Below are 15,044 nucleotides of genomic sequence, written 5' to 3'. Positions count from 1 at the left end.
ATTTCTAAAACATTCAATTAAAAGATAAAAAGGTATTAATATCTTAAATAATAAAAAATGAATCTGAACAGTAAAAATCCTATCGTGCTAATGTTACTCTGTCTGATGGCAGGTATCTTTATCACCGTCAGTTTCCTGGAAACTCCCATGAAATTTCAGGTCTCAGAAATGACACTTCCGGTAGCCCTTGAGCTGGGAATGCTAATGTTTGGAATATCTACTAAAATACAATGCGTTTTGCTGATCCTTATTATCACAGGTATGATCATCAGCCGAAAAGCATATACAAAGATGGACTTTATCATCATAGTCATTGTGTCAGCAGTTTTATTAGTGGAAAAATTCTGGATGCTGCCTGTACTGGATGACCGGGCTCATCTTTTATCAGCAGGAAAATCTGTTGCTCCGTCAGAAATGCATAACTATTTCATCTATGCAGAATCTGCCAAAGCTTTGTTCCTGTGTGCCACCATTATCTTACAGTTTAAAAGATCTACAAAGCATACTGGCGTAATTTCACACAGTGTTTACTCCAGCAGAAAGATTTAAAACCTCTTAATTATCTCATCATGAAAAAAACACTATTATTCACTGCAGCCTTAGGAGTCGTACTGATGCTCAATGCCTGCAAACAAAGTACTTCAGCTGATATATCCAATACAGCGAATACAGAGAATATCAAAACAGACGGAACCACTGAAGAATTAAAAATGCTGGCCCCACCCAATGTTCCGACCCCTGTTGGAACCCGTGCCGCCAAAAAAATTATTGTAAAACTGGAAACAATAGAAAAAACAGGAGAGCTGGCAGACGGTACGCAATATAACTTCTGGACTTTTAACGGAACAGTTCCCGGAAGTTTTATCCGGGCAAGAGTTGGGGATGATATAGAACTTCATCTGAAAAACAATGAGAACAACACTTTTCCACATAATATTGACCTCCATGCCGTAAATGGACCTGGTGGTGGTGCGGAAGCTACTTTTGTAGCCCCTGGAAAGGAAGCAATTTTTAATTTCAAAGCATTAAATCCAGGATTATACGTATATCATTGTGCCACAGCTCCGGTAGGAATGCATATTGCCAACGGAATGTATGGTCTTATTCTCATTGAACCGGAAGGTGGTCTTCCCAAAGTAGACAAAGAATTCTACATCATGCAGGGAGACTTCTATACCAAAGGAAAATTTGGCGAAAAAGGATTACAGGAATTTGATATGGATAAAGCTATTGATGAACATCCTGAATATGTAGTCTTTAATGGAAATACAGCATCACTTTTAGGCGATAAGGAACTTCAGGTGAAAACTGGCGAAACAGTAAGGTTCTTTGTTGGGAACGGTGGACCTAATCTTACCTCATCATTCCATATTATAGGTGAAATCTTTGATAAAGTATATATAGAAGGCGGAAGTAAAATTAATGAGAATGTACAGACTACTGTAATTCCCCCCGGAGGTGCTTCTATTGTGGAGTTCAAGGCAACAGTACCCGGAGAATATGTAATTGTGGACCATGCTATTTTCAGGGCTTTCAATAAAGGAGCTTTAGGAAAAATTAAAGTGACCGGGCCTGAAAATCCGGAGGTGTATAAAAAGAACCCGTAATCCATCAGAATTGATGGATCGAATAAAGATCATGAAAGCTTTTACATTCATATTATTTTTGGCAGCCTGTACAGGAATCATTTCCTGCTCTGAACAGCAAAACAGAATGGATGCAGACATTGCTCCGGTTCAAAACCAGCTCAGGCCGCTTATAAGTTCAAAGAAAATGGTTAAAATAGAAGGCGGAACCTATAAAGCTTTTATAGGAAAAGATTCCGGAAGAATTGTAAAAGTACAGACTTTTTATCTTGATGACAGCCCGGTTACGAACCGGGAATACCTTGAATTTCTTAAAACCAATCCTCAATGGACAAGAAGTAAAGTCTTACAGCTATATGCAGATAACAATTACCTGAAACACTGGAAAAGTGACTATAAAATTCCGGAAGGAATAAGCCCGGAGGCTCCTGTAACTAACGTTTCATGGTTTGCTGCTGAAGCTTATGCTAGAAGTGTAGGAAAAAGATTACCCGGAATTGATGAATGGGAATATGCGGCGCTGGCAGATGAGCATACAAAGAATGCCTCAGACAGCCCTGTTTTTACTGACTACATTCTGAAGTCTTATCAAAAAAAAGATAAAAACAAACAACCCATAAAGCAGGAACCAGCCAACTATTACGGAGTTTATAATATGTATGGAATGGTTTGGGAATGGACTCATGATTTCAATTCAGTCATGATGAGCGGAGAATCCAGGAAAGATAATACTGTTAACGACAATCTTTTCTGTGCAGGAGCTGCAGTAACTTCTTCGGACCTAAGAAATTATGCAGCATTTATCCGGTACGCATTAAGAGGAAGCATCAAAGCGAATTACTGTCTCAACAATCTGGGATTCAGATGTGCTAAAAATTAAAAATTAACCCCTTATGAAAAATATAACCCTGATCTTACTGTCTATCATGATTATCTCATGCAGTAAGAAAAATGAAGCAATAAGTCCTGATTCTATTTATAATGTACCAACAAAATGGGAAAAACAAAACGGGGAAAACATTACTTTTTCAGATCTTAAAGACAAGGTGCTGGTAACAGCAATGATCTTTACTTCCTGTAAAACCGCCTGTCCGAGACTGACTGCTGAAATGAGAACCATTTCTGAAAAAGTAGGAAAAACAGATCCGGATAAAATCCAATACCTATTAATCTCTATTGATCCGGAAAATGATACTCCGGAAGTTATGAAACGATATCTGAGTGTTAACAGGTTCAATGAAAACCAATGGACTTTCATCCGCGGAAATGAAGAAAGTACCCGGGAACTGGCCAATATTATGGCTGTGAAATATAAGGAAATCTCCCCCATAGAATTCTCTCACTCCAATATCATCACAGTATATTCAAAAAAGGGAATTCTTTCTTTTCAAAAAGAAGGACTCGATGGTGATTACGATGCCATTGTGAATGACATAAAAAAACAAATAAAACTTTAAATGGATAGATTATGAAAAAATTAATTGCAACAGCTCTGCTGTTTTCAGTCGCAGTAACGTCATGTTCAGATAAAAAAGAAACAGACACCATTCCTCCTGTACAGGAATCCAATGTAATGCTGGATGAACCTAAACCGCAAGCCTCAACTCCTGCCGCAGCGCCAGCCACAGGACCTGAAGCAGATATTGCTGAAGGAAAATCCCTTGTAGAAGGCACAGACTGCCTGTCTTGTCATAAAATCGATGCTAAACTCGTAGGACCTGCCTATCAGGATATTGCTGCTAAATATACCGATGCAAATATTGATCAGCTTGCTCAAAAAGTGATTGACGGCGGAAAAGGAAACTGGGGCGATATCCCAATGACACCCCATGCCGGATTAAGTAAAGACAATGCTAAACTTATGGTGAAGTACATCCTTTCACTAAAGAAATAAAAAATTTAAAATAATAAAAGATAAAAAGGTATTATATTATGAATATACAGACAGATTTCATAGGAAATATGGTTGCTGAAGACTTCAGAACCGCAGCTATTTTTAAAAGACACGGAATCGATTTCTGCTGTAAAGGCGGAAGAACCATAAAAGAAGCTTGCAATAATAAAAAGCTTGACCCGGAGAAAATTTATGAAGAACTGGAAGCCCTTCCTGAAAATGAGGGTGCTTCCATTGACTTCAAGAGCTGGTCACTGGATCTTCTGGCTGACTATATCGAGAAAACACACCATCGTTATGTGGAAGAAAAAACCCCTGTTTTACAAGCATTCCTTGATAAGCTATGCAAAGTTCACGGTGACAGACATCCCGAACTGTTTGAGATCAACACCATATTTAATGAATCTGCCCATGATCTGGCCGCTCACATGAAGAAAGAAGAGCTTATCCTGTTTCCTTTTGTAAGAAATATGATAAAAGCAAAAATATCAGGGGAAAGCCTGTTGCAGCCTCCATTCGGAACCGTGGAAAATCCTGTGAATATGATGCAGCATGAACATACAGTAGAAGGAGACCGCTTCAGAAAAATTGCAGAGATTACCAGTGAATATACTCCTCCTGCAGATGCCTGCAATACATACAAAGTAGCCTTTGCCATGCTTCAGGACTTTGAAAATGATCTTCACAAGCATATTCATCTTGAAAATAATATTCTTTTCCCAAAAGCAATTCAACTGGAAAAAGAATTTAGTGTTGAATTTTAAAAACTGATACCGGATGACACATAAAAAACTTTGGAGATGGCTTGCTGTAGTAATAGTTGCTTCATTTGCCGTCCTTATATTTTACGGAACTGAAATTTATAGAAAAATTCCTCCTATTCCCAATCAGGTAGTAAGCACAGATGGTACTGTGCTTGCTACGGGACAGGACATCAAAGACGGGCAGAATGTATGGCAGTCTATTGGCGGGCAAACCGTGGGAAGCATCTGGGGACACGGTGCCTATATTGCTCCGGACTGGACAGCAGACTATCTTCACAGGGAATCTCTTCTCCTGCTTGATGAGCTGGCTGAAAAAGATGGTAAAATCTATAAAGAGCTCCCAGATGATGAACAGGCAAAATATCAGGTACTGCTGAAAAAGGAACTTCGGACCAATACTTTTGATGAGAAGAAAAATGCAATTGTATTCTCCCAGGAAAGAGCAAAAGTACAGAAACAGCTTTCGCAATATTACTCAAAATTATTCATGAATGATCCTTCTATGGCTCAACTTCGTGATCAGTATGCGATTCCCAAAAATACGGTGAAAGACAGTGGAAGAATGTCGCAAATGAATGCTTTTTTTGCCTGGAGCACATGGGTATGCATTACAGAACGTCCCGGAGATAATGTTACCTATACCAATAACTGGCCTCACGATGAATCTGTAGGTAATGTTCCGCCTCCTTCCTTACACTTATGGTCAGGATTCAGTGTATTGTTACTATTGGCCTGCGTAGGATTACTGGTATTTTATCATGCCAGAAATAAAGAAGAAGAGATCAGTGGGGCTCTTCCTCTTGAGGACCCGTTGCGAAACATGAAACCTACCCCATCCATGAAAGCGACACTGAAATATATCTGGGTAGTTGCATTACTGATTCTGGTGCAGATGCTTGCAGGGGTAATTACCGCCCATTACGGCGTGGAAGGAAGCGGATTTTACGGAATTCCTCTGGATGAATTTCTTCCACAGTCAGTTTCCAGAAGCTGGCACGTTCAGCTCGCCATATTCTGGATTGCTACCTCATGGCTGGCAACAGGTCTTTATATTGCCCCGGCAGTATCCGGATACGAGCCTAAATATCAGAAACTGGGTGTCAATATATTGTTTGGAGCACTATTAATTGTTGTTTTAGGCTCATTAACAGGACAATGGCTTGGAGTAATGCAAAAGCTTGGTCTGGTAGATAACTTCCTATGGGGCCACCAGGGATACGAATATGTAGAATTGGGAAGAATTTGGCAGATTTTACTGCTTATCGGACTTATTCTCTGGCTGATTTTAATGGTAAGAGCACTTCTTCCCGCCTTAAGACGTAAAGATGGCGACCGTCATTTACTGCTTCTATTCACACTTTCTTCCGTGGCTATTGCTATGTTCTATGGGGCCGGGCTTATGTATGGAAGACAAACACATATGGCGATTGCCGAATATTGGAGATGGTGGGTGGTACACCTTTGGGTAGAAGGATTTTTTGAAGTTTTTGCAACTGTAGTTGCTGCTTTCCTGTTTACAAGATTAGGATTATTAAGATTAAAATCGGCCACCAATGCGGTATTATTTTCCACTATTATTTTCCTCGCAGGAGGTATTCTGGGAACATTCCACCACTTGTATTTCAGTGCGACACCTACAGCGGTACTTGCCTTAGGAGCTACTTTCAGTGCGTTGGAAATTGTACCTCTTGTATTGATTGGATATGAAGCTTACCAGAACTACCAGCTCAGTAAGTCGACAAAATGGATCAAAGCTTACAAATGGCCTATCTACTGCTTCATTGCTATGTGTTTCTGGAATTTTCTTGGAGCCGGTATTTTCGGATTTGCCATCAACCCTCCTATCGCTTTATATTATATTCAGGGATTAAACACAACGGCTGTTCACGGCCATGCTGCCCTGTTCGGAGTATATGGTATCTTGGGTATCGGGCTGATGATGTTTGTCCTAAGGGGACTTTATCCTGACCATGAATGGAATAATAAATTAATAGGCTGGGCTTTCTGGTTAACCAATATCGGATTGCTGGTTATGGTAACCATCAGTCTTCTCCCGATAGGAATTATGCAGTCTGTAGCCTCCATTAAAGAAGGATACTGGTATGCACGTTCCGCAGAGTTTATGCAGACGGATATTATGCATTTCTTGCGATGGATGCGGGTTCCGGGTGACATTTTATTAGCTGCCGGAGAACTGTTACTTGTTATTTTTATCATCGGGTTAAAGTTCGGATGGTCGTTGAAAGAAAAACGTTAGCAAATATTCATTAAACCTTATGGGCCTTAAGGTCTGTAAGGTTTAATATTTTAAAATTAAAAAGTCATGAAACGCAATGATAATATAGTCTGGCTTTCAAGAGATCATCATTCAGGGCTTCTTTGCAGCTGGAAGGTGAGACAGGGAGTAAAAAAAGAGATTGAACCCGGCAGAATTAAAAAGTATATACTTTATTTTTTTGAAAATCATCTTGAAGATCATTTCAAAGCGGAAGAAGAGGTTCTTTTCCCTTATCTTGAGGATGCCTATACGCTACGCATCCGGTCAGAACATCAACAGATAAAGATGTTAATATATCAAATTGAAGCCTCGGGAGATCCAAATTTATTTTCATATTTTGCAAGTTTACTTGAACTGCATATCCGTTTTGAGGAACGCCATTGTTTTCCTCATCTGGAAGAAAAATTCAATAATACTGATCTGAATAAGATTGGGCGAGACCTGAATTATATTCATACTGATAAAAAAGAAATCTATGATGATGAATTCTGGAAATAATTTATTTTAAAACAAAAAACTGCATCATAAGTCTAAAAACAATACTTTAGGAACAGTTTCTTAAAAAACCATTAAGTAGGCAGGGTTCAGCATGTACAAGGTAAAATCTAAGATTTTAAAACGAAACTATAAAAACAAAAATCCTTTATTTTGAAAGCCTTACCTGATCTTAATGGTTATATTTGCTATTATTGTACTGCCTTAATGATTGCCGTAGTAATCTGTTCTTCTTTTTTCTTTGAATAGGTAGAATCAAAAGGTTCCATTACATTAAATAGATATTGATAGAATGGGGTAATTTTCTGAATATTTTCAGATTCTTTCATCGCTTTCTCTTTATCCATCTGCTGAAGATTCTTCACGAAAGCATTAAACTTCTTATCAACCGGTTCTACAGATTTCAACAGATAGTTCTTAGCTTTATTATCCTGTCCCAATGTTCTGTAGGCTTCCGTTACTGCAGAAACCACAAGGGAATATTCCATAGGCTTGGACCTCATCTGTCTTCTGGCAGCTGCCCTGAACTCAGGGGAAAGACCCAAGTAATAATCATATTCATAAAAAACTTCTTTTTTAAGATTCTCAGCCAACTGAAGACCTTTCTGTTCCTCACCTGCAATAATAAAAGCCGTAACAATTGAACTTAATGAACGCGGATCATTGTACTTTTCTGCAGGAATTTCTTTCGAGACAAGGTTGAGTAATTCTAAAGCTTTTGCTTTTTCACCATTCCTGACCAGTGCAGACACCGCTCTGCTCACAGACATCCTGTAATTCATAATATCAGATATACCAGTATCATCGTAGTGGATACTAAGATCTTTAAAATTGCCCCATTTATAATTTTTCACTACATTATAGAGTGAGCGGGCATCTACCCTCCCTTTATCTCCATCCAGGCTTTGAGTGGTACGGATAGGAACCAGTTTATAGCTGAAGCCGTCAAACTGAAGATAGTCATCTAGATAAAAGATATTTTCACTGTCATACATTCCTCCGGACGAAAAACTGATCGGACGTTTCCAATCAAAATTAGCCAGTATGTCCAGCATTATAAGATGGCTTTTATAAAGAGTATTGGCTTCATAATTAATGGCTATCTGATTTACAGTATTCGGAAGATCGGCCTGATTAATAATTCCAGACTTCACAGCATTTTCTTTATTGACAGGTAATACAAATTTATGTACCGGAATAATATTATATTTTTCATATTCTTTTTCCCCGAAATACATTTTCAGCAACTCGTCTTTTGCCGGAGATTTATATTTCAGGAAACTGAGAGCTTCTTTTAAAGTCATTGAATCCTGGATCAGAAATTTTCTGAATTCCTGAAACTTTGTATCAGGAGCGCCCTGATCCTTTAACATGGCAAACAGGCCTTCCCAGTCTTCTTTTTTCATCAGATACACCTGGTCATTTATGCCGTCCCTGTAATCTTCATGGGTTAATTCACCCGGAACTCTCATGGCATTGTAAGTTCTTCTTTTTACCTGATCAATGTTCCACGGAGTCGCCAGCAGGGTAAAATTTACTGTTTTTACATCATCCCGGAATCTTTCCGTTTCCTGTAATCCCCAAACCGGATAAGTATCATTATCGGCATAAGTAAAAACTATATCATTTTTAGGCAGGGAAGCCAGGAAGGAATAAGCTGAATCATAAGCAGCGGATTTATTGCTACGGTCATGCGGAACATAATTCTGGAAGCCCATCATGAAAGGAATTCCCAATAAAATGATCCCGGATATAATGTTGGCAACGTTAGATTTTATTCTGGACTGAATAAACCATAGAATACATCCTGCTCCCAACCCGATCCAGATCGCAAAAGCATAAAATGAACCTACCATAGCATAATCTCTTTCTCTTGGTTCAAAAGGCTTCACACCTGTATAAAAAACAATTCCGATACTTGTAAGAATAAATAATGACAGAAGTGCATAAAATCTTCCAAAATCCCTGTTTAATTGGAAAAAGAAACCAATCAGACCTAATATTAATGGCAGGAAAAAGAATTTTACGGTACTTTCATTTTTAAATTGAGCCGGTAAATTATCTTGGTTTCCCAATAGAGCATTATCGATAAAAGAAAATCCGGAAATCCAGTTCCCGTGGGTATTTTCCATATGCCCTTGCAGATCATTCTGTCTTCCAACAAAATTCCACATCAGGTATCTTACAAAATAATAGCCGTTCTGAAAGGAGAAGAAATAGTCCATATTCTGAGCAAATGAAGGTTTTTGCACATTGATAAGATCATAGGGCTTTACTTTCATATAATCTTCAACCGTGATGGAATCATCTTCATATTTGGCTCTTAAATCATCAAAGATCTGCTTGGCCTGCGGATTATCTGCCACATCTTCATTATCATAATTAAATGTAAAATCGGGAGCACCGTACATCGATATATAATTAGCCATCACCTCTTTATCTTCACTGAACATTCTGGGCATAAAGCTTAGGTGCGATTTATTATAGACATAATTAAACCTTTCACCTGTTTTTCTGTAGGTCCCGGTTTTTTCATCCTTTTCATAAATATCTCCTGTAATTTCCCTTTTATAACTTCCATCTTCATTCTTTTCCAACCCTTTTCTGTCAAGAGCAGCGGTATAATTTTGTCCATAAGCCGTAGGCCAGTCTCCATATTGCACTCTGTTGTAGTAATCCTTCATCCCAATAGCTGTATCAGGATTATTAAGATTCATAGGTGGATTGGCATTTGCTCTGATCGGGATTACCATCCAGCATGAAAAACCTATGATCATATATACAACCGATAAAACGATAGTCTGATAAATATTTCTTTTTGTTTTTCTGGCATATTTAATCATGAAATAACAAACAGCAACCATCAGAACAAAGGCTGCAACGGTTCCGGAATGGAAAGGAAGGTCTAAGCCGTTTACAAAGAAGATTTCCAATTGCCCGAACATCGTCATAATCAACGGGAAAATAATTTTAAAGACAAGGGCAAGAACACCCAATGTGATAAAATTGGCGATCATAAAACTCTTCCAGGTAAATGTATACTTTCTTGCATAATAAACCAGACATACTGCTGGAATGGCCAGCATACACATCATATGAACTCCAACAGAAAGCCCAACAATAAAGAAAATAAAAATGATCCACCTTTCGCTATCTGCTGCCCTATATTCATCTTCCCATTTGGTAATTAACCACACCAGAAGGGCAATAAACAGGGAGGCCATAGAATATACTTCTCCTTCTACCGCTGAAAACCAAAATGTATCTGAAAACGTAAAGCATAAAGCTCCCACAGCTCCAGCAAACAAGACTGAAATCGCCTGAGATCTCGTAAGGTCTTCGAAATTTTTATTTAAAAGTCTTCTTAAAAAATGAGTAATGGTCCAGAACAGGAACAAAATGGTTAACGCGCTGAATAGTGCTGACATGGCATTAATCACGATAGAATAATTGCTGCTGTTTCCCAATGCAAATATACTGGCCACTGCTCCTACAATCTGAAATAAAGCTGCTCCCGGAGCATGTGTTACTTCAAGCTTGGCTGCTGAAGAAATATACTCCCCACAATCCCAGAAGCTCAAAAAATGCTCCATAGTGGAGAAATAGGTGATGAATGCAATAATGAAAAGGAACCCTCCCAATACGGTGTTCCATTTTTTAAAAGACCAGTTTTTCATATTATATTTTCCAATAGTAATATGACAACTGGTGAAAAAAGAATATTACATCAATCTGTGACTTTTTTTTTGATAAAATTGGCTGGAAGCTGGAAAAGATAGGCTGGAATTACTGTTAAGCTAAATAATAATGAAGTTTATATTTAGAAAATTTCAATAACTAAATTACAGCTATTCTCCGGACACTTTCCTCTTCCAGCTTCCCTTCTTATACTTTAATACGTATTATTCAGCCCGCCATCCAGAGGAATATTGGCTCCGGTGAGATAAGACGCATATTCTGAAGCAAGAAAAGCTACCAGATGTCCATATTCTTCAGGCTTTCCGAACCTTTTCATCGGAATTTTATTTTCTCTCGTTTGTCTGATCTCATCTTCAGGTATACCTGTTTTTTGAGCATCATGATGGATCAGGTTCTGAATGCGTGCGGTATCAAAATATCCTGTTAAAATGTTATTCACTGTAATATGATGCTGAGCAACTTCATTGGATAATGTTTTTGCCCATGCCATTACGGCCGAACGGATAGTATTGGAAAGAGTCAGATTGCCTATAGGTTCTTTCACAGAAAGTGAAGACACATTGATGATACGCCCGTTTTTCTGATCTATCATATGAGGTAAGGCCAATAAGGTGGTTTCACAAACCGTTTTGAACAAAAGGTCGAATGCATTCTGATAATCTGCTGCACTTTTATCAACAGCAGGCCCAGGTTCCGGACCATTGGTATTATTCACCAGGATATCTATGGAATGGGTATTAAAATACTCTGTAATGATTTGTTTATAGCTCTCAAAATCGGAAAAGTCAGCAACAAGATATTCATGTTTCTGACCTGGATCCACTATTGGTAATGCAGCCATGAAACCCTTAAGTTTTGTCTCGTTTCGGGCCATTACCGTAACATTAGCTCCACATTTTGCCAGTTCAATGGCAATTCCTGCCCCAATTCCCTGTGTAGCACCACCTACCAGTGCATTTTTTGAAAAAAGTTGAATATTCATACACTCTATATGATTACAGATTAGTTATATAAAGGTAAGAAAAAAGGAACAGCCATCTTGAGTGCAGGCTCAAAGTCCGCGAACATGGTTCAGAAAAGCAGTGAAGAGCCCTGTTTATTTTATTTTGAAGGTTCTTCACTGCTCTCTGAATGACAGATTTCATCTCGAAGATTGGGCTGATCTGGCAGATCATTAAGGTTAAAAAATCTGCGTAATCAGTGAGATCTGCAGGAAACTTTACTCTTTTGAGATAATTTCTTAGTTTACCAGATTATTTCACAACTGTGGCTTCCAACTCTACTTTCAGTGTTTCAAATAAACCATTTACTTCAAGCATGGTAACAGCCTGCTCAATATGGTGCACTGCAATCCAGTTCTGAAGAATAGGAAAATGAGGCCATAATTCCTGTGCCGAAGTGGTATAAATATTTAATCTTACAATTCCTTTACACTCATATCCTGCTGTTTTAATAACTTCTTCAAGATTTGCGATTGCCTGTTTCAACTGGCTTTTCATATCCTTATTACTTGAAGTTCCATCCGGATCAATTGCTGCCTGTCCTGAACAATATAAAGTAGCTTCTGCATTTCTTACTTCTACAGCCTGTGAGTAGCTTCTTTCTTCCTGCCATTTCCATGGGTTTACGGTTCTTTTTTCCATTGTTGAATTTTGTTTGTTATTACCTTACAAAATTGCAGAACCGATATTGCAAAACCCTGTGACCGCGATCACGATTATCGGGTGATCGGGATCACAGTTTACAATGGTAAACGGCTCAGTGTTTCTCTGGAAACTCCCAGATAAGCAGCCAGTAATGATTTGGGAACACGCTGTACCAGAGACGGGTATTTTTCCAACAGCTGCTCATACCGCTCTTTTATTCCTGTTGTCATGGTAGAAATAATGCGTTGTTGTGCAGAAATAAAGCCCATATAGGCTTTTTCCAGAAAGAAATGCTCCATTTTAGGATGAATACTGCATATTTTTCTATAGTCTGCAAGAGTCAGGCACAGTACCTCTGTATCTTCTATGCATTCTAATGACATTGTTGCTTTTTGGTTCTGGTAATAAGCAGAAAAATCGGTCTCCCACCAATCTTCCATAGCAAATCCTACAATATGTTCCTTTCCGGCTTCATCGGTATATACTAATTTCAGAAGGCCTTTCAGTACAAAGTAATTATAGGGTACAGCTTCTCCTTCCTGTATTAAAAACTGATGTTTCTTATATTTTTTATAAGTAAAACAGGAAGATATGTATTCAAACTCTTCATCACTGAGAGGAAGTATTTTTTCGATATGGGTTCTCAACCGATCCGGCATATTCTAGTTCTTAGTGTATAAAAATAATGCTTTTTTCATGAAGGAAAGCACACCTGCTATTTCATATATATAATTGCTCAATTCAATATTTTCGTTGTATCTTGAAGAAGCAAACGATCTTAATTTACTGTTTTGACTAAAATTAAACAGTAAAGGGGTAAATCTCATTTAATCCGGGATGAATGGTATGTAATGCTTCATAAAACTTTTGTCTCAGGGGTTCTGATATATCATAATGTTCTTCAAGATACAGATCCAATTGCCGGATAACCGATGCCATCTGCAGCCATTGCTCAAAGCTGATATTCATAGGTTCAGGTTTTTCATCATAATCATGGTCATAAAAGAAGACTTTATTATTTTTATTCAGAAACCACCGGTCTCCCTGTCCGTTTCCTGCAAAACACCAATAATCCGGCAGTATAAACTCTTTATTTTCATTCACTGCTTCAGCAGCATTGTATAAAACAGCTTCAGAAGCTATCTCGGTTGATTTTATGACAGTAACCAGCTTTTTATAACCTTCAGAAAACGGAAAGTCTATAGTTTTAGGGAAATTCTGTACATTTTCTTTTTCTTTTAAAACCTCAGCTTCTATTTCTTCAATGGATGGTATTTTAAATGAAATCATGTTCAAGCTTTATCTTGGGTTTGCGGTTTACATTCAATTTTCAGATCGTATTTTTTCACAAGGTCTACAAAAGCCGGGGTAACAAATTTAACTCCTTTATTTTTATCCTGAACGGCATACTTCACATCTAATACAGAGGGATCTTCAAATGTAAACCCCATTCCTTCAAAGTCTTTTACAATAGAAGCTGTTTTCATGAATAATGCAGCATAGACAGGTATTGGCTGACCTTTCAGCATGCAGGGAATAAATTCAACTTCTTCCTGAGTTTCTGTCTTCAGGGCTATAACTGCCCTCTCCGAAAACAAATCCCCTACGCCACCTGTATAGCAGGTATAGAGATCATAATCTTCTAAAAAATCATTAAGATTCAGGGAATATTCTTTGGTAAATTCTTCTTTAATGGGAATGATATTGTTTCTGATTGGGATCTGCCTACATTCAGGAAGTTGAAATTTATCAAAAATAGTTCCCTGTTTATCAATGACTGAGAAATAATAATCTTCTTTCGGATGAAAGGAAAATAAGGTATACCAATTCATATTTCCGGTTACTCAAAGTATTTATGTATAGTTGTTTTTTTATTTCAATAATGCATCAATCTCCTTATAAAAAGAATCTTTACTGTAATCTGCCACTCCGGTGTGATGAAGCCGGATTGCTCCTTTTCTATCCAGTACAACGGTAGTTGGCAATGAGCCGTTATAAAGATCCTCCGGGATATTGCCTGCTGGAGTTATAAAAGGAACAGTAAAACCTTTTTCTTTTAAATAGGTCTTTCCCAGACCAGGATTATCATCAAGGTTTACCGTAAGGAATACTATATCAGGATTGGTTTTGTATTTTTTATAAAGCTTTTCAACAGATGGAAATTCTGCCCGGCATGGAGGGCACCATGACGCCCAGAAGTTAATAAATACAACTTTATTTTTCAGATACGAGGGATCAATAAGGGCTCCGTATTCGTTTTTCAGTATCAAACCTGTATAAGCAGCTGTAGAGCCAGGTTTCACCTTCGCTTCGGAAATGCTGGAATTGAGAATTCCTGTAGAAGCAACCTGCCTCATGAGCCATGCCTTAGCGTCCGGATTAACCAATATGATGATAAACAAAACCGTTAATACTATCGTGGAAAGATTACTCATAACCCACTTTCTAAGATTTTCCATAGTCTTCTAAACATTCTTCCGGGAAAGATAGCTTTAATATTTGAATTGGAAAGTTTTAAAAAAGGAAAAACATGTATCTCAAATAGACATCCCGAACCATTCAATATGAAATTATTAAGCAATTTATCCTATTTTCAAATAAAAATTAAATCGACAGATAAAAAAACACGGATTTTATTCATTTTTGTTTTTTACCGTCATGATCGCTTTTAATCCAACAAAA

Annotated in this window: 15 protein-coding genes; 8 read left to right on the top strand and 7 right to left on the bottom strand. The window is 37.9% G+C overall.

Features of this window, described 5'->3' with window-relative positions; genetic code table 11:
* The first annotated feature begins 57 nt into the window (after positions 1 to 57).
* The 8 genes from EG339_RS15365 to EG339_RS15330 all read left to right on the top strand — a co-directional run bounded on the left by EG339_RS15365 (position 58) and on the right by EG339_RS15330 (position 7,020).
* Positions 58 to 549: a hypothetical protein gene (locus EG339_RS15365; RefSeq protein ID WP_228459626.1), complete on the top strand. Its 492-nt coding sequence runs from the start codon at positions 58 to 60 to the stop codon at positions 547 to 549.
* A gap of 20 nt (positions 550 to 569) precedes the next feature.
* Complete coding sequence (gene nirK, locus EG339_RS15360; protein WP_123870847.1) at positions 570 to 1,607, top strand: copper-containing nitrite reductase; 1,038 nt, start codon at positions 570 to 572, stop codon at positions 1,605 to 1,607.
* 31 nt (positions 1,608 to 1,638) lie between these two features.
* On the top strand, positions 1,639 to 2,466 hold the full coding sequence (locus tag EG339_RS15355; protein WP_225717966.1) for a formylglycine-generating enzyme family protein: 828 nt from the start codon (positions 1,639 to 1,641) through the stop codon (positions 2,464 to 2,466).
* Positions 2,467 to 2,479: 13 nt separating this feature from the next.
* Positions 2,480 to 3,043: an SCO family protein gene (locus EG339_RS15350; RefSeq protein WP_123870846.1), complete on the top strand. Its 564-nt coding sequence runs from the start codon at positions 2,480 to 2,482 to the stop codon at positions 3,041 to 3,043.
* 11 nt (positions 3,044 to 3,054) lie between these two features.
* Positions 3,055 to 3,480 (top strand): c-type cytochrome, encoded by a 426-nt coding sequence (locus EG339_RS15345; RefSeq protein ID WP_123870845.1) that lies wholly within the window; start codon positions 3,055 to 3,057, stop codon positions 3,478 to 3,480.
* Between the two features lie 38 nt (positions 3,481 to 3,518).
* A complete protein-coding gene (gene ric / locus EG339_RS15340) occupies positions 3,519 to 4,244 on the top strand; it encodes an iron-sulfur cluster repair di-iron protein (protein ID WP_123870844.1) in 726 nt (241 codons plus the stop codon).
* 13 nt (positions 4,245 to 4,257) lie between these two features.
* A complete protein-coding gene (locus tag EG339_RS15335; RefSeq protein WP_123870843.1) occupies positions 4,258 to 6,501 on the top strand; it encodes a nitric-oxide reductase large subunit in 2,244 nt (747 codons plus the stop codon).
* A gap of 66 nt (positions 6,502 to 6,567) precedes the next feature.
* Positions 6,568 to 7,020 carry a hemerythrin domain-containing protein gene (locus tag EG339_RS15330; protein WP_123870842.1) on the top strand — a complete coding sequence of 151 codons (453 nt, stop codon included), beginning with the start codon at positions 6,568 to 6,570 and terminating at the stop codon, positions 7,018 to 7,020.
* Between the two features lie 188 nt (positions 7,021 to 7,208).
* Here the strand turns inward: EG339_RS15330 and EG339_RS15325 are convergent, their stop codons facing one another.
* From EG339_RS15325 to EG339_RS15295, 7 genes are all read right to left on the bottom strand, one after another.
* Positions 7,209 to 10,694 carry a glycosyltransferase family 117 protein gene (locus tag EG339_RS15325; RefSeq protein ID WP_123870841.1) on the bottom strand — a complete coding sequence of 1,162 codons (3,486 nt, stop codon included), beginning with the start codon at positions 10,692 to 10,694 and terminating at the stop codon, positions 7,209 to 7,211.
* 215 nt (positions 10,695 to 10,909) lie between these two features.
* Positions 10,910 to 11,698, bottom strand: coding sequence for an SDR family oxidoreductase (locus EG339_RS15320; RefSeq protein ID WP_123870840.1), 789 nt, complete (start codon positions 11,696 to 11,698; stop codon positions 10,910 to 10,912).
* Between the two features lie 271 nt (positions 11,699 to 11,969).
* Entirely contained in the window at positions 11,970 to 12,359 is a 390-nt protein-coding gene (locus EG339_RS15315) for a RidA family protein (RefSeq protein ID WP_123870839.1), read from the bottom strand.
* Between the two features lie 98 nt (positions 12,360 to 12,457).
* On the bottom strand, positions 12,458 to 13,021 hold the full coding sequence (locus EG339_RS15310) for a Crp/Fnr family transcriptional regulator (RefSeq protein WP_123870838.1): 564 nt from the start codon (positions 13,019 to 13,021) through the stop codon (positions 12,458 to 12,460).
* 142 nt (positions 13,022 to 13,163) lie between these two features.
* On the bottom strand, positions 13,164 to 13,652 hold the full coding sequence (locus tag EG339_RS15305; RefSeq protein WP_123870837.1) for an SMI1/KNR4 family protein: 489 nt from the start codon (positions 13,650 to 13,652) through the stop codon (positions 13,164 to 13,166).
* Between the two features lie 2 nt (positions 13,653 to 13,654).
* Positions 13,655 to 14,194: a hypothetical protein gene (locus tag EG339_RS15300; protein ID WP_123870836.1), complete on the bottom strand. Its 540-nt coding sequence runs from the start codon at positions 14,192 to 14,194 to the stop codon at positions 13,655 to 13,657.
* A gap of 39 nt (positions 14,195 to 14,233) precedes the next feature.
* On the bottom strand, positions 14,234 to 14,797 hold the full coding sequence (locus EG339_RS15295) for a TlpA family protein disulfide reductase (protein WP_228459625.1): 564 nt from the start codon (positions 14,795 to 14,797) through the stop codon (positions 14,234 to 14,236).
* Positions 14,798 to 15,044: the final 247 nt, after the last annotated feature.

This window comes from Chryseobacterium bernardetii (assembly GCF_003815975.1).
GTDB lineage: Bacteria > Bacteroidota > Bacteroidia > Flavobacteriales > Weeksellaceae > Chryseobacterium > Chryseobacterium bernardetii.
The sequence above is the reverse complement of the archived record's forward strand: the minus strand, read 5'-3'. Positions and strand labels throughout refer to the sequence as shown.

Bases quoted from the DNA above. Each gene is read 5' to 3' on its own strand.
- EG339_RS15365 (WP_228459626.1), top strand. From the start codon at position 58: ATGAATCTGAACAGTAAAAATCCTATCGTGCTAATGTTACTCTGTCTG.
- nirK (WP_123870847.1), top strand. From the start codon at position 570: ATGAAAAAAACACTATTATTCACTGCAGCCTTAGGAGTCGTACTGATG.
- EG339_RS15355 (WP_225717966.1), top strand. From the start codon at position 1,639: ATGAAAGCTTTTACATTCATATTATTTTTGGCAGCCTGTACAGGAATC.
- EG339_RS15350 (WP_123870846.1), top strand. From the start codon at position 2,480: ATGAAAAATATAACCCTGATCTTACTGTCTATCATGATTATCTCATGC.
- EG339_RS15345 (WP_123870845.1), top strand. From the start codon at position 3,055: ATGAAAAAATTAATTGCAACAGCTCTGCTGTTTTCAGTCGCAGTAACG.
- ric (WP_123870844.1), top strand. From the start codon at position 3,519: ATGAATATACAGACAGATTTCATAGGAAATATGGTTGCTGAAGACTTC.
- EG339_RS15335 (WP_123870843.1), top strand. From the start codon at position 4,258: ATGACACATAAAAAACTTTGGAGATGGCTTGCTGTAGTAATAGTTGCT.
- EG339_RS15330 (WP_123870842.1), top strand. From the start codon at position 6,568: ATGAAACGCAATGATAATATAGTCTGGCTTTCAAGAGATCATCATTCA.
- EG339_RS15325 (WP_123870841.1), bottom strand. From the start codon at position 10,694: ATGAAAAACTGGTCTTTTAAAAAATGGAACACCGTATTGGGAGGGTTC.
- EG339_RS15320 (WP_123870840.1), bottom strand. From the start codon at position 11,698: ATGAATATTCAACTTTTTTCAAAAAATGCACTGGTAGGTGGTGCTACA.
- EG339_RS15315 (WP_123870839.1), bottom strand. From the start codon at position 12,359: ATGGAAAAAAGAACCGTAAACCCATGGAAATGGCAGGAAGAAAGAAGC.
- EG339_RS15310 (WP_123870838.1), bottom strand. From the start codon at position 13,021: ATGCCGGATCGGTTGAGAACCCATATCGAAAAAATACTTCCTCTCAGT.
- EG339_RS15305 (WP_123870837.1), bottom strand. From the start codon at position 13,652: ATGATTTCATTTAAAATACCATCCATTGAAGAAATAGAAGCTGAGGTT.
- EG339_RS15300 (WP_123870836.1), bottom strand. From the start codon at position 14,194: ATGAATTGGTATACCTTATTTTCCTTTCATCCGAAAGAAGATTATTAT.
- EG339_RS15295 (WP_228459625.1), bottom strand. From the start codon at position 14,797: ATGAGTAATCTTTCCACGATAGTATTAACGGTTTTGTTTATCATCATA.